Origin of the sequence: Labrys okinawensis (genome assembly GCF_047345005.1) — a bacterium.
Taxonomy (GTDB): Bacteria; Pseudomonadota; Alphaproteobacteria; order Rhizobiales; family Labraceae; genus Labrys; species Labrys okinawensis.
On record NZ_CP178864.1, the window covers coordinates 2,207,187 to 2,224,672 of the forward strand.

Sequence of the window (17,486 nt, forward strand, 5' to 3'; positions counted from 1 at the left end):
ACAGCAGTGGCGGTTGAGACTTCAAGCCAAGAACGAGAAAAATTGGGCGGACAGCAGACTGCAGCTTTTGGAGAGCGCGACCAGAAATCTGACTTATCGCTAGTGTTCAAACCACACTCTCGTAGTTCGAATCTCTTCCGGTGCTCTCGGTGGGCCTCGAACACCTCATCAACCCAGCTCGACGGCAAGGCCTGCTCCAACGTCAGCCGCGCCATAACGCTCACTGGCGCATGCCGCTCAAATCGCTCCACCACTGCTTGCCACATCACCTTCGCCCACGATCGATTGCTTCAAGCAAAGGGTCAGGCCACAGTATTTAAAACACCTTGAAAGGGATGGGTTTAAGGAGCGGCCCAAGCAAAGCGCGAGTACGCGTCTCTAAATTCGGATGGCAGCCGAATTCTTCTGGCCTCCGATGGTGTCAAAGGAGAGCGAAGCTCCCGCCACAAGCGGCGCGGAGCAGCGCGACCACTGCAAGCGTCCGTTAGGACGATCTATGGGGCCTTGCGAAGTGGCAGGGGGTAGAGGCAGCATCTCTATCGCCACTTCCGCGCTCAGCCTCGTCACCGATCACCGAGATTGCGTTTGAGCCAACACGGCATACCGGACATCAATTCAGAATTACGCAAAACACGCCCGGGAACAATAGCGAAGCGAATCCCTCTTACCTAACTGAGGCTTATCGCGTCAAAACCGCCGAATTACATTCCACTTTGGTGAAGTAAGTCTTTGTCCAATCCACTCGCCAGACATGCTATTGTAAAAAGTGCGTCATTTTTCCGATTGATTTCAGAAATACCTTCACTGTATGGTTAAGCGCCGTGGGGTCGGCAAAGAGAGGCATCTTTCATTCGCCAATGCTGCGGAAGCCAGCATCGAGGTGCTGCGTACAAATATAAGCATTATGCTTCTTACTACGCTTTGCAGATGTGACCGACTCTGACGTGATACTGATTATGTATCTCTAAGTAAAAATTAGCACTATTAAGAGCTTATGTCGCAATGCCTAACGGAGGCCGTGCTCCCAATGTCCAGCTTTTATCCTCGTGGCAATCCTGTCGGTACTCCAACCGTTTTAGGGCACCATTACGAACTTACGACTGTCCTTGGACCGGTCGGTACCCCCGGACTAACGGTTGACTCTGCCTTTGACGCAATGCTGAGCTTTTCGGCTCCAGGCGTTGTTGGCATAAAGGTGGAAGATAACAAAGAATATACCCTAACGGGCAATAATAAAATTATTACTATTGTGGATTATGAAAATCATGTTGAAGAAAACGTTACGGTTCCAGGAGAGCATATATTTGATGACGGGAGCGTTAAAAGAACCATAGAGATTGAGAATGGATTTATTGTAGTAAAGACCGTTGGCTGGGGGCAGTCAGTCAGCATGCCAGCCGTAGATATATTAAACTACGTCCTGGGGGAAGCTATATTCAAAGATATAGATAACCAATTAGTGAATTATTTGGCTCAGAAATATCACTATGCGAATCCTTATGAGCCACAACAGCCTTTCGGGCCGATGTGTTTTGCTCCGGGAACGCTTATATTGATGGCGGACGCGAAATTAAGGCCTATTGAGCAAATTCGGATCGGCGACCAGGTAATGGCGTTTGACGAAAATGTCTCCAGTGGGCGGGGCGCTCTGACTCGTAAAAGGGTGACAAAGCTTTACCAAAATATAACTACGGAGTGGCTTAAAATATCCGACAGAAATATTTTTGTAACGCCAGGTCATTACTTTTTGGATGAAATGGGGCGCTTTGATAGAATAATCAATATCGTCGCGAGGAAAGGAAACATTGTTCGGGAAGACGGTGTGGTCGAGCCACTGTCCGTTGAGAGAATTATTTATTCTGAAGATACTCGCCACCTATTCGAGGAGGCGGAGGACATCTTATACGATACAATTGGCGGTACGGCAATTGCCCCTTGCGCAATACATGGCTGGCGAACGTATAATTTTGAGGTGGAGGGCTTTCATACATACGTTGCCGGTGGATATCGTGTACACAACGAGTCGACGATAGTTGGAGATCTTGTCGACGGAGTAGTTTTGGGAGCGACTCCGCTGGCTCTCGGTGCCGTTGCACTCGCTGAAGATGGTGTGATTACTACTGTTGGAGTGGTGAAGGACCTCGCTAGGTTTAACATCATCGGCGCGGTCAGTGACGTTTTTGCCGGTGCCCGATTGGCGGGTGCTGTCGTTCTGGCGAGTCTAGGCTCGGCAATCCGTGGGATCGCTGGCGGCATCGGTGGTGCTCTTGGTGTCGCCGCCAACGATATTTCAGGAGTCACTTCGACGCTCGCTAACGGGATTGGCGGGCCAATTGGGGGTGTGATTGGCGCACTCGGTGGCGTGGCTGCAGGCGTCGTAGGTGGTATTGGCGCTGTGTTGTCGGGTATCTATTCGGGGCGGCCTCTCGCGAATACGATTGCAGATGAGGCACCTCGGGTTGGAACTCCTGACGCTAATCCGGATAGTTCAGGCACGGATGCTGGCTTTGCAGACAAATCTGGCGTCTATCACAATACCTACGACGAGGCCGTGGCCGCTAATCAGGCGGCTGCCGCTAAGCAGGAGCTAGCCTCTCAGGATCCGAGTTTTGCGCGTTTCGACCCCGCCGGTAACAGCCCCGCAGCTGGCGACGGTGGTGCCTTAGCGAGAAGCTTGGGACTGCCTGGACCGAGCGGACAAAGTGGTACCAGTAATGGCAGCAACAGTAGTTCCTCGGGCGGAAGCGCCGGTACTGGCCCCGGTCAAAACAGCAACGGCGCAGGTGGGCGCGCTAGCGAATCGAGCGGGGAAAATGGTGGGAGCAAGCCCGTAATTTTGAACCTTGACGGTAAAGGCCTAAAGGTCACATCGCTTTCCTCATCCACCCAGTTCATCGACACGGATGGCAGCGCCTATCAGCATCTCACGGCCTGGGCCGGCGCTGGCAATGGTGTGCTGGTGCTGGACCTCAACAATGATGGTCAGATCAATCAAAAGAACGAATACACCTTTACAGACTGGGATCCGACCGCAACGTCCGATCTCCAGGCCCTGAAGGACGTGTTCGACACCAATCATGACGGCAAGCTCGATGCGGGGGACGCCAACTGGTCGGAGTTCAAGGTCATGGTCAACGGCCAGATGGTGTCGCTGGCGTCGCTCGGCATCACGTCGATCGATTTGACACCGGTGGGCAGCGGCGAAACCTTCAACGACGGCTCGGCCATTACCGGTGTCACGACCTATACCAAGTCCGATGGCACGACCGGCCAGGTGGGCGATGCCACCCTGGCGACGGACAGCAATGGCTACTTGATTCACCAGACCCAGATCACCAACGCTGACGGCTCGGTGACCACCGACATCAAGGGTTACAATGCGGACGGCTCCGAGGCCTTCGAGAATGTCGTCACGATCAGCGGCGATGGCCTCTCCAAGACCATCAAATATGACGACAATGGTGATGGTGTCTTCGATCGCTCGCAGACCGACAACATCGTCGCCAATGGCGATGGCTCGTCCACCGAGACCATCAGCGATTTCAATACGGACGGCTCCTTGAAGGATCGCACGGCAACGACGACCAGTGCTGATACGAAGACGGTGACGACGCAGGTCGACCAGAACGGCGATGGCATCTGGGACCAGTCGGAAGTCTTCGGCACCAATGCCGACGGTTCGACCTCCACAACCACCAAGAGCTTGGCGGCCAATGGTACGGTGATCAACCAGACGCAGGTCACGACCAGCACCGATGGGCTGGCCAAGGCCACCAAAGTCGACAATACGGGTTCTGGCACCTTCGATCAGATCAAGATTGATGCGACCGTGGTCAATGGCGACGGCAGCCGCGTAGAGACTGTCTCTGATACCGGCAACAATGGCACGCTGCTCGATAAGACAGTGACGACGACCAGTGCTGATGGTCGCAGCAAGACCGAAGACGTCGATGATACCGGTTCCGGCGTCTACGACTTCGTCACGAGTTCGGCGATCGTTGTAAACGCTGACAATTCTATCACCACCACCGTGCAGGACAGGAACGCCGATGGCTCGCTGCGCGACGAATCTGTCACCACGCTCAGCGCGGACGGGCTATCAAAGACGGTCTCGGCCGATATCGATGGAGATGGCAGCGTCGATCAGGTCTCATCCGATATAGCGGTCGTCGCTGGTGATGGTACCCGTACCGAGACGATCGCTCTTGAGAGCGGCAACGGCACATTGCTAAGCCAAAGTGTGACGGTGACCAGCGGTGATCAGAGGACGATCACCACCACCACGGATGGCAATGGCGATGCGGCGCCCGACGAGGTCAAGACCATCATCGTCAATGCCGATGGCTCGACCACCACGACGGTGTCGGATTTCGCGCCGAATGGCGCGTTGGTTGACCGGACCCTGACCACGACATCTGCCAATGGCCTGTCGAAGACCGTGAAGGTCGATCTCAGTGGCGACGGGACCTACGACGCCGTCACCACGGATACCACGGTCATCAATGCGGACGGCTCCAGCACGGAGACGGTTGCAGATACCAGTGCCAGCGGGGCGTTGATCGACAAGACGATCACCACCACGAGCGCCAATGGTCTGACGCAGACCATACAGAGCGATCTCGATGGCAACGGTACAATCGATCAAACCACGACCGATGCCATCGTGCTGAGCGCCGATGGCCGCCGCACCGAGACGGCGTCGACGACCAGCTATAACGGCACGCTGCTGTCGAAGACGATGACAGTGGACAGCCCAGACCGCAAGTCAACGGCGCTGAGCTTCGATAGTAATGGCGACGGGCGGGTCGACGAGGTGCTGGTCAGCGTGATTAATGCCGATGGTTCAACCACTGAGACGGTGATGGACGGGGCAATCAAAGGGGCCTTGCTCGACGAGTCAGTCACCACCACTAGCGCCAATGGCTTGAGCGCGACGACCCAGACCGACATCGATGGCGATGGGATCTTTGACGGCTCGACCAGCGATATAGTGGTGCTGAATGCCAATGGCTCAAAGATCGAGACCAAGAGCAGCTTCAGCGGCAATGGTGTCCTGCTAGGCAGAAGCGTCACCACGACCAGCGGCAACGGACTGTCGGTCACCACGCAGGTGGATAGCAATGGCGACGGCATCTTCGATGGCGAGACGACCGATGTCACGATTATCAGTGCCAATGGTTCGAGGACGAGCACCGCATCAAATTACAACGGCGCTGGCACCGTATTGCTGAACCGGACGGCGACCACCACCGCCGCTGATGGATTGTCGACGGTGACCACCGACGACGTCGATGGCGACGGCACGGTCGATCAAACGGCGAGCGATGTCATCACGCTCGATGGCGACGGCTCCCACGTCGAGACCATAATCACCACCAGTGCAAACGGCACCCTTAACGCCAAGAGCGCGATCACGACGAGCGCGGATCACAAGACAATCACGACGGTGATCGATCTCGACGGCAATGGCGTCAACGACATCACCGCGACAGCGATCGTGAATGCCGATGGTTCGACGAGCACGACGATTTCGACCTACAACGCGTCGGGCACGTTGACCTCAACCTCGACCAAAGTTGTGAGCGCCAACGGTCTTTCGATCACCAGCCAGACCGATCTCGACGGTAACGGCACGATCGACCTGTCGACCAGCGACATCACGGTAATCAATGCGGATGGCTCCAGGACCGAGACGCAGGCGGAATATACCAGCACCTCCACTTTGAAGAACAAGGCCATCACCACCACGAGCGGCAATGGGCTGTCTGTGACGACGACCTGGGACAACAACGGCGATGGAACCGCGGATCGAACCCAGACCTATGTGAAGACAATGAATGTCGATGGCTCGACGACTGAGGTAGTGACCAATAGCGGCAGTCTGGCCAACACGACGACTACCACGATCAGCGTCGACAAGCTGACGACGACCGTCGCCAAAGACATTGATGGCAATGGCACCATCGACCAGACCATCGTGGCACAGGTGAATGCGGATGGTTCGACAACCATCTCGTCAATGGACGGCTCTCTGAAGTCTGGCGCGGAATATAGTTTCAACGGCGTAGCCAACTATGGTGCAACAGACGGGCGCTATGAGCATGATAGTGCCGACGGCCTATCGAAAACCATTCAGTACGATCCGCACGGTTGGGGCAAAGCCGTTACACAAACAACCGACGACACAACGATCAATGCCGATGGCTCAAGGGTAGAGACGATCACCGATTCTGACTTATCGCTCATCAATGTAACGGCCGGCGTTGGAAACTACAATGTCACCCCCGTTGATAGGGAAGTCATCACTACGAGTACCGACGGACTGACCCACACGGCGCAATACGATCTGACCGGGAGCGGTATTTTTAGCGAGATCAACACGGATCAAATAGTTCTCAACACTGATGGGTCCACGACTGAGACGCAGACTGAAACCAAGGCTGGCGTGCAGACTGATCGCTATGTGATGACCACCAGTGGCAACGGGGTGAGCATCGGTAGGCAGTGGTATTTCGGGGCTTCAACTACGGCGAACGAGACGCAGACGGATGTCACGGCCATTCATGCGGATGGCTCGAGCACAGATACGATCACCAATCGCAAGGCCGATGGCTCACTGCTGTCCAACACCGTCAAGACCACGAGTGCCGACGGTCGCACTGTGTCCCTCCGGCAGGATACAACGGGCTCCGGCTCGATGACGCAGGGGAGCAACACCACAGCCGCGACACTGGCTGACGGCACTGAGATCACTACAGTCCATGATCTCAATGGCGATGGCAGCCTGAAAGATATTGTGACCACCGAGGTGAGCGGCGATGGCCTCACCACCACTATCAACCGCGATGCGAATGGCGATGGCATAAACGACCAAGTGGAGACCATTACCAAGCTGGTCGACGGCAGCTCCGGCGATATCATCACGGACTACAGCGTGTCCGGCGCGAAGACCGGCCAGATGACCTCGTCCGTCAGCTCCAACGGTCTCACGACGAATGTTAGCTGGGATTTCAATGGGGATGGAGTGAACGATCGCACCCGTAGCGACACCAAGGTCTACAATGCTGACGGCTCTTATACTGAGACCATTAAGGATTACCAGACCAGCACGGCAGTCGCCGGGGGATGGGGGGCGGCACAGACTCCAGTCTTACTGAAGACAACTGGCGTTAGTGTTAGCTCCGACGGCAGATTGACGTTCACGGAGGTCAAATTCAACAGCGATACCACTGCCGATATCTCAACCCATCCCACCAGGGGGATCGATGGATCCCTTGTGATGCAGACGACCACTGATGCAACGTCGCAGGCCGTGGCTCCGCTCCCGGGCCATGTTCTGTGGAACTCGGTCATTGCCACCAGCCATAAGACTGTAGCCTTCTACACTATCACCACGACCAGCGCGGACGGCCTGTCCAAGACTGTTCAGGCTGACTATGACAGTAATGGAACTTTCGAGCATACTGAGACCTGGCAGACGCAGATCGACGGTTCACAGGTGGGCACAATTCAAGATGTTAATGCAAGCAACGCCGTCGTGGCCAAGGGCACTGAAACGATCAGCGCCGACGGATTGATCACCACACTGCAGGAGGACTCCGACAACAACGGCACCATCGATCATGTCGATACGGCCGTGACCCATGCCGATGGCTCGATCACCGAGACCGTGACGGACAACAATCCCAACGGGTCGCTCAAACAGACGACTGTGACCTATGTCAGTGCCGATGGTCAGTCGACGGCGGTGGTAAAAACCGTTGCGCCGACCACTGTCGGTGCCCCAATAACCTCGACGGCAACCATCACCGGAACAGGTGCTGAAGGAGCGGCGAGCGGTTCGAACGACACGGCTACGATTACTGGCAATAAGAATGTCCTCTCGCTCGACGCGGGTACCGACACGGTCACCGTCAGCGGAACAGGGAACGTCGTCGATGTTGGGTCGAATGTGTCACTGACCGTCACCGGCGGCACGGGCGATGTCATTACTGTCACCGGCACCGGTAACACGCTGAATGCGAACTCCGATACGATCAATGTCGGTCCTGGGGCCAGCGCTACGGTGACGGGTACGACCAACACCGTGAACGTCACAGGCAATGGCATCGTGTCGACGACCGGCAACACCAACGCGGTGACGGCGACGGGCAGCGGCGCAACGGTGACGATGAAGGGTGCAACTGGCGGCAAAGCGACCATGACCAATGGCACCCTGAATCTGGGAAACAGCACCGCGGTGCTGCTGACGGGATCGGGCAATGCCATCAAGGAGACGGGCAGCGACACGCTGACCGGCACCGGTACGGGAGGTACGCTCGATGTGACCGGCATCACCAATGCGGCGACCCTGTCGTCCGCGGCGGTGACGGTCGAGGGGGGCGGCATACTAACGCTCACCGGCACATCGGATAGCGTGACCCTGATGGGCAATGCCGCGCAGGTGACGGTCTCGAGCGCCACCGACACCGTCGACGTCATCGGCACCTCGGCCAAGGTCACGATCACCGGCGGCGGTGGCCAGGTCACGCTGCAGAACGGCGCCTCGGCGACAGTTGCAACCAACGCCGCGGCGGTGACGCTGACCAGCAACACCAGCCTGACGGCGAGCAGCACCGCCGACGCCATCACGGTGACCGGCACCGGCAACACCATCACCGGCTCGTCAGAGACGGTCAATGTCGGCGCTGGCGCCAGCGCGACCGTGACGGGTGCGACCAACACGGTGAATGTCACCGGCAACGGCGTTGTCTCTACCACAGGCAACACCAATGCGGTGACGGCGACGAGCAGCGGCGCGACGGTGACGATGACGGGTGCGACCGGCGGCAAGGCGACCATGAGCAATGGCAGCCTGAACCTGGGCACCAGCACCGCTGTCCTGCTGACGGGATCGGGCAACGCCATCAAGGAGACGGGTAGCGACACGCTGACCGGCACCGGCACGGGTGGTACACTGGATGTGACCGGCATCACCAATGCTGCGACGCTGTCGTCCGCGGCGGTGACGGTGGAAGGCGGTGGCATCCTGACTCTTACCGGCACCTCGGATACCGTAACCCTGATGGGCAATGCCGCGCAGGTGACCGTGTCGAGTGCCACCGACACCGTCGATGTCGTCGGCACCTCGGCCAAGGTCACGATCACCGGCGGCGGCGGTCAGGTTACGCTGGAGAACGCCGCCTCGGCGACGGTGACTACCAACACGGCGGCGGTGACGCTGACCAGCAACGCCAGCCTGACGGCCAGCGGCACCGGGAACACGATCACCGTGAATGGAACCGGTAATACCATCACCGGCTCGTCGGAGACGATCAACATCAGTGCCGGGGCCAGTGCCACGGTGACGGGTGCCACCGACACGGTGGGGATCACGGGCAATGGTGCCCTCACGATCTCAGGGAACACGGCCCATGTCACGGCGACTGGAACGGGCGGTTCTGTCACCTTCGCGAGCGGGACTGGTGGCACCGCGACGATCTCCGGCGGCACGGTCACTCTCGCAAACGCCATCTCTGCGTCGGTAACGGGCTCGAACGACACGATCAACTTCGGCAAGGGCAGCTCGGTCACCGCAACTGGCTCTAATGACACCTTCGTGTTCACACCGAGCTTCGGCCTCGATACGGTCACGGGCTATCAGGCGTCGGGGACCGGCGCCGATCAGATCAACATCGCCCACACGGTGTTCGCCGACTGGGCGACCTTGCTCTCCCATACAGCGCAGTCAGGCACCGATACGATCATCACGGCCGATGCCAGCGACAAGATCACCTTGAAGAACACCACCGTGGCCAGCCTGCAGCAGAGCAACTTCCACTTCACCTGAACGGGTCTCGGCTCAAACATTGGCCGGGCAGTTCACCTGCCCGGCACCTCCGCAACTGCTGTCGGACAGCAGGTGCAATCTCCACTTTTGTCTTTCCTGGTGTGTTCATGACCGAGCAGGTAGGATTTCTGCCCGCTTCCCATACTTCCGCGGCTTCCAGCTCGGACGACGAATGGATCGGAAGCTCTGGCCTGAGCTTTCGGGGAGGCCTGGACGCCACAGCCCAGACGCATGGACTGGGCCCCGCGGCGCCCTTCGTCTACGCACCAGTGGTCAGCGATCACGACTCGTTTTGGTCACCGGCATCAGCCAATCCGGCGGAGGTCTCATCGTCCGCCCAATCTCCGGCGAGCGAGGCGACCCTTCACCTCTTCGACAGCTGGATCAACACGCTGGCGCCCTGGACGCAGGCCGGCACGGCGACTGTGCTGCTGCAGAGTGGTGGCTTTGACGAATACGCCCTGGCCGCCAGCGGTATCAACACCATGACCCATGGCGGTTGGAACAGATGATGATGTCCCACCGCAGTACCTTTGCCACACTCCGATCTTGATTTCGAGCCTGCATGGACACCTCCGACACCGCCACTGCCCCGACCGAGCCGCTCGATTCCGGCCTCAGGGCGCTGTGCGGCATCGCCGCCTTCTACCGCATCGCCGCTGATCCGAAGCACCTGGCTAAGGAGCTCGCCCTCACCGGCCGCTTCGCCACAGAGCGCGACCTGATCCGCGCCGCTTCGATGATCGGCCTCAAGGCCCGCCTGCTCATTCGCGTCAATGCCAAGCGCATCGAGACCATCCCGGTACCAGCGATCGTGCGGGTGGCCGACGGCTCCTTCCATGTCTTCGGCGGCAAGAACCCGAACGGCAAGTTCCGCCTGGTCGATCCCATCACCCGCATCGACCGCGAGCTCAGCCTGGAAGCCCTGCTCGTTGAGATCGGCGGCCAGGTCGTGCTGATCGGCCGGCGCCTGCGCGGAGCGGGCTCGGATCCGCGCAGCTTTGGCCTCGGCTGGTTCCTGCCCTCGATCTGGCGCTATCGCAAGCCGCTCGCCCATGTGCTGCTGGCTTCGCTGTTCGTGCAGATCTTCGCTTTGGTCACGCCTTTGTTCTTCCAGGTCGTGGTTGACAAGGTGCTCACCCACAAGGGCTACTCCACCCTGTTCGTGCTGGTGGCCGGCATCGCCGGGATCGGCATCTTCGACGTGGTGCTGCAATATCTGCGCAGCTATGCGCTCTCCCACACCACGAACCGCATCGATGTCGAACTGGGCCAGAAGCTGTTCCACCACCTGCTGCGCCTGCCCCTGGGGTATTTCGAGACAAGGTCGGCCGGTCAGACCGTGGCGCGGGTGCGGGAACTGGAGACCATCCGCTCGTTCCTCACCGGGCAGGGGCTGTTCTCGGCCATCGACCTCGTCTTCACCCTCGTGTTCATCGCCGTGCTCTGGGCTTATTCCTGGAAGCTCACCCTCATCGTCGTCGGCTCGATCCCTCTCTATATCCTGATCGCCGTACTGGTGCGGCCGTCCCTGCGCGAGATGATCAAGGAGAAGTTCAACCGCGGCGCCGTCTCCCAGCAATTCCTGGTCGAAGCCATCGTCGGCATTCACACGGTGAAGGCCGGGGCGGTCGAGCCGGTGATGCAGGCCCAATGGGCCGAGAGGCTCGCCTCCTATGTGCGCACCGCCTTCGATGCCACCATGCTCAGTGCCGGTGGCCAGAACGCCATCCAATATGTCTCCAAGCTCTCCACTGCCTTGCTGCTGCTGTTCGGCGCCAAGGCGGTGATCGACAATGAGCTCTCGGTTGGCGCCCTGGTCGCCTTCAACATGATCGCCGGCCAGGTGACGGCGCCGGTATTGCGCCTGTCCCAGCTCTGGCAGGATTTCCAGCAGGTGCAGATCTCGATGGACCGGCTCGGCGACATCCTCAACACGCCGATGGAGCGTTCCCCGCAGACCAGCTTGGTGCTGCCGCCCCCGCGCGGCCTGATCGAGCTGAGGCAGGTCAGCTTCCGCTACCGGCCCGGCGCGCCCGAAGTGCTCAAGCAGGTCTCGCTCGCCATTCAGCCTGGCGAGGTCATCGGCATCGTCGGGGCCTCCGGCTCGGGCAAGTCGACCCTCACCAAGCTGATCCAGCGCCTCTACCTGCCGGAAGAGGGACAGGTGCTGCTCGATGGCGCCGATCTCTCTCAGGTTGATCCGGCCTGGCTGCGCAGCCAGATCGGCGTGGTCCTGCAGGAGAACCTTTTGTTCAACCGCACCATCCACGACAACATCGCCTTTGCCAATCCGGCCCTGCCCAGGGCCAATGTCATCGCCATCGCCAAGCTTGCAGGGGCCGACGAGTTCATCTCCAAGCTCCCGGCCGGCTATGACACCATCATCGAGGAGCGTGGCGCCAATCTCTCCGGCGGCCAGCGCCAGCGCATCGCAATCGCGAGAGCCCTCGCCACCAATCCGCCGATCCTGATCTTCGACGAGGCGACCTCGGCGCTGGACTATGAGAGCGAGCGAGTGATCCAGACCAATATGCGTGAGATTGTGCAGGGCCGTACCGTGATCATCATCGCCCATCGCCTGGCGGCGGTGAGGCCCTGCCACCGCATCATCGGCATGGCAGAGGGCCGCATCGTCGAGGCCGGCAGCCATGCCGAGCTGCTGGCCCGTCCCGACGGCGTCTATGCCCGGCTCTGGGCTCTGCAGAACGACCAGGCGAGCGCCGCATGAACGCCCAGTCCCCCCCTCCCTCCGGCATGCCCATCCCGCCGCCGCGCCGGCTGAAGCCGCGGCGCTCGGACCAGGAGTTCCTGGCCCCGGCGCTGGAGATCCTGGAGACGCCGCCCTCGCCGGTGCGCATGGCGCTGATCGTCATCATCTGCCTGTTCGTCGCCGCGGCGCTGATCTGGGCCTATGTCGGGCGCATCGACATCATCGCCTCGGCGCAAGGCAAGTTCGAGCCGACCGGCAAGGTCAAGATCGTGCAGCCCTTGGAGACCGGCAAGGTCAGGACATTGCCGCCGGCTGACGGCGCCCATGTCAAAGAAGGCGATGTGCTACTGGCGCTCGACGACAATGAGGAGATCGCCGACGAGGCTGGCTTCAACCGGGATCTCGCCTCCTTCAAGGCCGAAGCAATCCGCAGGCGTACCGCCATCGCCGCTGCCAGGGACCAAAAGCTCGATCCTGTGCCGGTGATCGCCTGGAGCGACGACATCCCCGATGTCCTGCGTCGGCGCGAGCAGAACATTCTCAATGGCGATATCGGCCAGCTTGCCTCGGCACTCGCCTCGCTCAGGGCGCAGCGTGAGCAAAAACTATTGGCTCGCGACAAGTTCGCGTCGACCATCGAGACGCAAAAATCGCTGATCTCGACCCTGCAGGACCGCGTGACCATGCGCTCTGCGGCGGCGGCGAAGCAGGCTGACACCAAATCGAGCGTCATCGACGCGACCGAGACTCTCAAATACCAGATCACCCAAGAGGCGATCCAGCAGGGCGAACTGGCCGATGCGGAGGCGGGCGCGGCCGTGCTGGAACGCGAGATCGACAAAGCGGTGCTGGGCTTTATCAGCGACAATGCCGAAAAGCTTGGCGAGGCCGAGCGCCAGATAGACGATCTCACCCAGAAGCTTGCCAAGGCCACCGCCGAGCGCGAGCATAAGACCATCCTGGCGCCAATCTCCGGCACGGTGCAGGAATCGGTGATCACCAATGTCGGCCAGGTCGTCACCGTCGGGCAGGAGGTCATGCGCATTGTGCCGGATGATTCCAAGCTTGAGCTGCGGGTCTATGTGCTCAACACCGATATCGGCTTCGTCAAGACCGGGCAGGAAGCGGTGGTGAAGATCCAGTCCTTCCCCTTCACCCGCTACGGCACCATCACCGCGAAGGTGACCAACGTCGCCACCGATGCCATCCCCGAGCCAGACGCCAAAGAACTCGAGGGCAACCCGGCGGCACAGATCGCCAATGCCACCTTCGCCGGCGCCGAGCGCACGCAGAACCTGGTGTTCCCGGTTACGCTGGTGCCAGACAAGACCATCATGAGCGCCGATGGCCACAACGTGCCGCTTACCCCCGGCATGGCGGCGACAGTAGAGATCAAGACCGACAGCCGAAGGATCCTCGAATATGTGTTCTCGCCCATCGTCGAGGTGACGAGCGAAGCGTTCAAAGAGAGGTGAAGTAGAGTAGGTGTTAAGTGAAATGTGTACCCTGACTCCCTAATCAACGAAAAGGGCCCTCAAGATGCTAACACTTGTAAATGACAATAAGTTTCCGGTGGTAAACACAAATAGATTTGTCTTATTATCTTGGAGTCTAGTTTTTCTTGCCCTTGTATTTATTGCAATATCGACCTCATGTCATTCCGCGGAAAACGATAATGATAACGCTTTATCGCCTGATTTGTCTTTCCATTTTAAATGTCTGGGCAATGCGGACCCTCCTGATTCAGCCAGAATAGGATCATTTCTTCAGGCGAAGGGGTTTCGCGTTCTTGATAAAGTGCAGCTGGCGCGAGAGCACCGTATACCATTTCGATTTACTCTTTACATCAGCGCCCTGGATAAGGATCGTCGCCTGATCAACCTATTAGGATTGCCCCTGGACGACAATATGTATACTCTTCGACTAAACTCTCCTCCTCCGACTCATCACGATGCCGCTCTTGAGGCTGAACTACTATCATTTGTAGGCGGTGACCTCAGGTGTGAAGTTCGACAAGTGTCTCGAAATGAAAATTCTTCTAGATCCACTCCGCTTTACAATCAGATTTTTGATATGACAGAGGGGTGGTTTAAACAAGCGCAAGAACTAGGAACGGTTACACCGTAGTAAACGTGTGAACCAGAATGGAGTTTGGGTGCCGATCAGGGGTTCTGTCGCAACCTTGGAGTTGAGCCACGCAAGGGCCTAGGGACCGATGTTCACGCCACGATGACATTAAACTGCTCGGCCAAAGACGGTGCTGGGTTATAGACGTACTTCGCCTGTCGTTTGCGCATCATTTGGATCATCTCGATGCCGGACAGGATCGCCTCTGCGCAGGCGAATGATTTGAACCCGAGCATGGGTCCAACTCGGCCTTTGATGCGCCGATGATGCTGCTCGATCCGGTTGTTGAGGTATTGGTTTCGGCGGATACAGATTGGTTTCTGAGAACGGCGCGATCGAACCAGCAACCGGCTCTCGCGGTCACAGGCGTTGAGTGCCTCCCTGTTTGTCTGGCTGCCATCAATGACGATGCGATCAGGCCGGCCGTGACGCTGCAGTGCCTTGCGGATGAACCGCTTGGCCGCCAACAGGTCACCATTTTCGCTGAAAAAGAACTCGACCGTGTCGCTGACGCTGTCGATGGCGCGGTACAGATACGTCCAGCGGCCACGGACCTTGATGTATGTCTCGTCGACATGCCATTTGCCGGTCACAGCTCGTTTACGCTGATTGAACCGTTCAAGCCGCAACGGCGAGAACCGGACGACCCAGCGATGGATCGTGGAATGATCGACGCAGATGCCGCGTTCGATCATCATCTCCTCCAGATCGCGAAGGCTGAGCTTGTAAGCCAGATACCAGCGGACGCACAGCAGGATCACCGACCGACGAATTGGCAGCCCTTGAACATCGAAACGCTCCACTGAACCACAGGAGATTTATGTCACGGCTGACTTTGACGGAACCTTTGCGACAGAGCCTGGCGGTCCACTTCCTCAAAATCCGAGATTTATGTCGAGGATGAAGGGCCCGGCATTCCCGCGGAGGAGCTCGATCAGGTCACGCTTCGCTTCTTCAGGGGACGCCACGAGAGTCTGAGAGGCAACCGACAGGATTCGAACCTGTGGTCTTCGCCTTCGGAGGGCGACGCTCGGCTTCGAGGAGATGAGCTGGCTGTTTGCGGTGGCGAGTAGGAGGGAACTCACGTGTTGAGCGCGACCACCTGGGCTATGATCGCTCGCAGCCGGGTCGCGTCCGAACCTTCTTTCGAGAGCCGCTCGGCCAGCACGCGGATCAAGTCCGCATCGAGTTCCGGGACATCATCAGCAGAGTTGCCATCTTTCGATTGTACGGACTTCCCCTCCAGGGCTGTCGCTAGCAGCTTTTCGACGCGCTTCGCCGCCTCTAGAGATGGGTTGTGCTGCACATGCGCGTAGATTGCGGTTGACCGAAGGTTTGCGTGACCCAAGATCGCCCCGGTGAGAGCCAACGCCTCACCGCTCGACGTGGCCGTCGATCCGAGCGTATGGCGCAGCGTATGCGGGGTGACGCTGGGCAAGTTGGCGATCTTGATCACCTCAGCCCAGACTTTGCGCGTGCTCTGGTAGTAGCCTTCGCCCGTCTCGGCCGGGAACACGTAACCCGGCTTCCGATCCTTCAGAAGTTGCGCAAGCAGTGTGGCGGCCGCTGGCCCGAAGGGACGAATGGATTTTCCGGTCTTCGTATCGTCGAACTCAAACCGGTTCTGGTCCAGCCTGACCTCGTGGACCTTGAGTTCCGCGATTTCGTTACGCCGACAGCCGGTCAGCGCCCACAGCCGCGCGATCGCGATGGCCTTCGGATTGGCCCCGTCGGCCTCGACCTCGTTGAACGCCTCTCCCAGCCGCGAGATCTCCTCCAGAGTGAGAAAGCGTTCGCGGCGGTTATCCGTTTTCCTCACCGACGCGTTCTCGACGGGGTTTGTCGTGACGAAGCCGTGCCGCGCACCGAAGTTGAACATAGCCGACACATCCCGCACCACCTTTCGTGCAGCGCCCTCGCCGCCACGGACAATGATGCGTTTGCGTGGACCGACCTTCTCGTCTTTCGCTGTTTTCCCTGCCGTAATGTCCGCGACCATCGTTTCGATGTCGCCTGAGCTGATCTCGCTAACCCGACGGTGGCCGAGCAGCACCTCGAAGTGATTGCGGAGCCGGCCTATCGTGTTCTTCTTCGTCTGGGGCTTCATCGGCTTCCCTTTGTGGATGCCGCGCTGAATGAAGCAGCCATGCTCCTCGTAGAAGTCGAGCATCTCGCGCCCCGTCTTCTCGCGACGTTTCTCCTGCACGTCGCCGGCCGGATCTTCACCGCTGGCGGCTGCGCCCAGCAAGGTCTTGGCCTTCTTCCTCGCTTGCTCGACCGTCAGCGTCCCAAAGCGTCCGACGGTCAGGAATCGCCGCGGTGCGGACCGGCCGCCCCCGTCGGTGCGGTAGCGGATGATGAACGTCTTCGTACCGCTCTTTTCGACCCGCAGGCCAAAGCCGGCAAGCTCCAGGTCCCAGAGGTCGTAGCGGATGTCGCGAACCTCTGCCTTCTCGGCTACCGTTTTGGTCAATCGAACGCTGGACGACCGATTCATGACGCGCCTCCACGCCCGTCTTCCAATGGTCACCAGCTTACAATGGTGTCCACATGGTGTCCACCATGATAGAAAAGCGTGGCGCGTGCGATCGTAAGCCGGACGGCTCGCCGCATACTAAGCAACTGATATCGTGGTAAATTGGCGTAGTGCAGAGAGAGCCTGGCGGATCCAAAGGATGTAGAGCACAACCTTGCCAAGGTTGGGGTCGAGGGTTCGAATCCCTTCGCCCGCTCCATTTTTCCTTCGGGAAATCAATAACTTAAGAGGCCTCCTTCGGGAGGCTTTTTGCTTCCCCGGCCCTCGTAACGAACGCGGGG

At 58.9% G+C, this 17,486-nt stretch carries 6 protein-coding genes and 1 tRNA gene; 4 read left to right on the forward strand and 3 right to left on the reverse strand.

Annotated features, from left to right (window positions below; translation table 11 throughout):
• The first annotated feature begins 1,195 nt into the window (after positions 1-1,195).
• From ACMDCR_RS10455 to ACMDCR_RS10470, 4 genes are all read left to right on the forward strand, one after another.
• Entirely contained in the window at positions 1,196-9,829 is an 8,634-nt protein-coding gene (locus ACMDCR_RS10455; RefSeq protein WP_413992467.1) for a hypothetical protein, read from the forward strand.
• A 107-nt stretch (positions 9,830-9,936) separates the two neighbouring features.
• A complete protein-coding gene (locus ACMDCR_RS10460) occupies positions 9,937-10,341 on the forward strand; it encodes a hypothetical protein (RefSeq protein WP_413992468.1) in 405 nt (134 codons plus the stop codon).
• Positions 10,342-10,394: 53 nt separating this feature from the next.
• The gene (locus ACMDCR_RS10465; protein WP_413992469.1) at positions 10,395-12,560 is read left to right on the forward strand and encodes a type I secretion system permease/ATPase; all 2,166 of its coding nucleotides are present in this window, start codon (positions 10,395-10,397) and stop codon (positions 12,558-12,560) included.
• Positions 12,557-14,017: an HlyD family type I secretion periplasmic adaptor subunit gene (locus ACMDCR_RS10470; RefSeq protein ID WP_413992470.1), complete on the forward strand. Its 1,461-nt coding sequence runs from the start codon at positions 12,557-12,559 to the stop codon at positions 14,015-14,017. The genes ACMDCR_RS10465 and ACMDCR_RS10470 overlap by 4 nt, the downstream gene beginning before the upstream one ends.
• Before the next feature lie 744 nt (positions 14,018-14,761).
• Here ACMDCR_RS10470 and ACMDCR_RS10475 read toward each other — a convergent pair.
• The 3 genes from ACMDCR_RS10475 to ACMDCR_RS10485 form a co-directional block, all read right to left on the reverse strand.
• Positions 14,762-15,459, reverse strand: a protein-coding gene (locus ACMDCR_RS10475; RefSeq protein WP_413992471.1) for an IS6 family transposase whose coding sequence is annotated in 2 segments (ribosomal slippage) — positions 14,762-15,438 and positions 15,438-15,459 — 699 coding nt in all. Because the reading frame shifts where the segments join, the coding sequence is not laid out codon by codon here.
• 190 nt (positions 15,460-15,649) lie between these two features.
• A tRNA-Arg gene (locus ACMDCR_RS10480) sits at positions 15,650-15,786 on the reverse strand.
• The gene (locus ACMDCR_RS10485; RefSeq protein ID WP_413992472.1) at positions 15,751-17,166 is read right to left on the reverse strand and encodes a tyrosine-type recombinase/integrase; all 1,416 of its coding nucleotides are present in this window, start codon (positions 17,164-17,166) and stop codon (positions 15,751-15,753) included. Before ACMDCR_RS10485 ends, ACMDCR_RS10480 begins: the two co-directional genes overlap by 36 nt.
• Positions 17,167-17,486: the final 320 nt, after the last annotated feature.

What these genes read in the sequence shown, in the direction of transcription:
- ACMDCR_RS10460 (WP_413992468.1), top strand. Translation starts at nt 9,937, where the DNA reads ATGACCGAGCAGGTAGGATTTCTGCCCGCTTCCCATACTTCCGCGGCT.
- ACMDCR_RS10465 (WP_413992469.1), top strand. Translation starts at nt 10,395, where the DNA reads ATGGACACCTCCGACACCGCCACTGCCCCGACCGAGCCGCTCGATTCC.
- ACMDCR_RS10470 (WP_413992470.1), top strand. Translation starts at nt 12,557, where the DNA reads ATGAACGCCCAGTCCCCCCCTCCCTCCGGCATGCCCATCCCGCCGCCG.
- ACMDCR_RS10485 (WP_413992472.1), bottom strand. Translation starts at nt 17,166, where the DNA reads ATGAATCGGTCGTCCAGCGTTCGATTGACCAAAACGGTAGCCGAGAAG.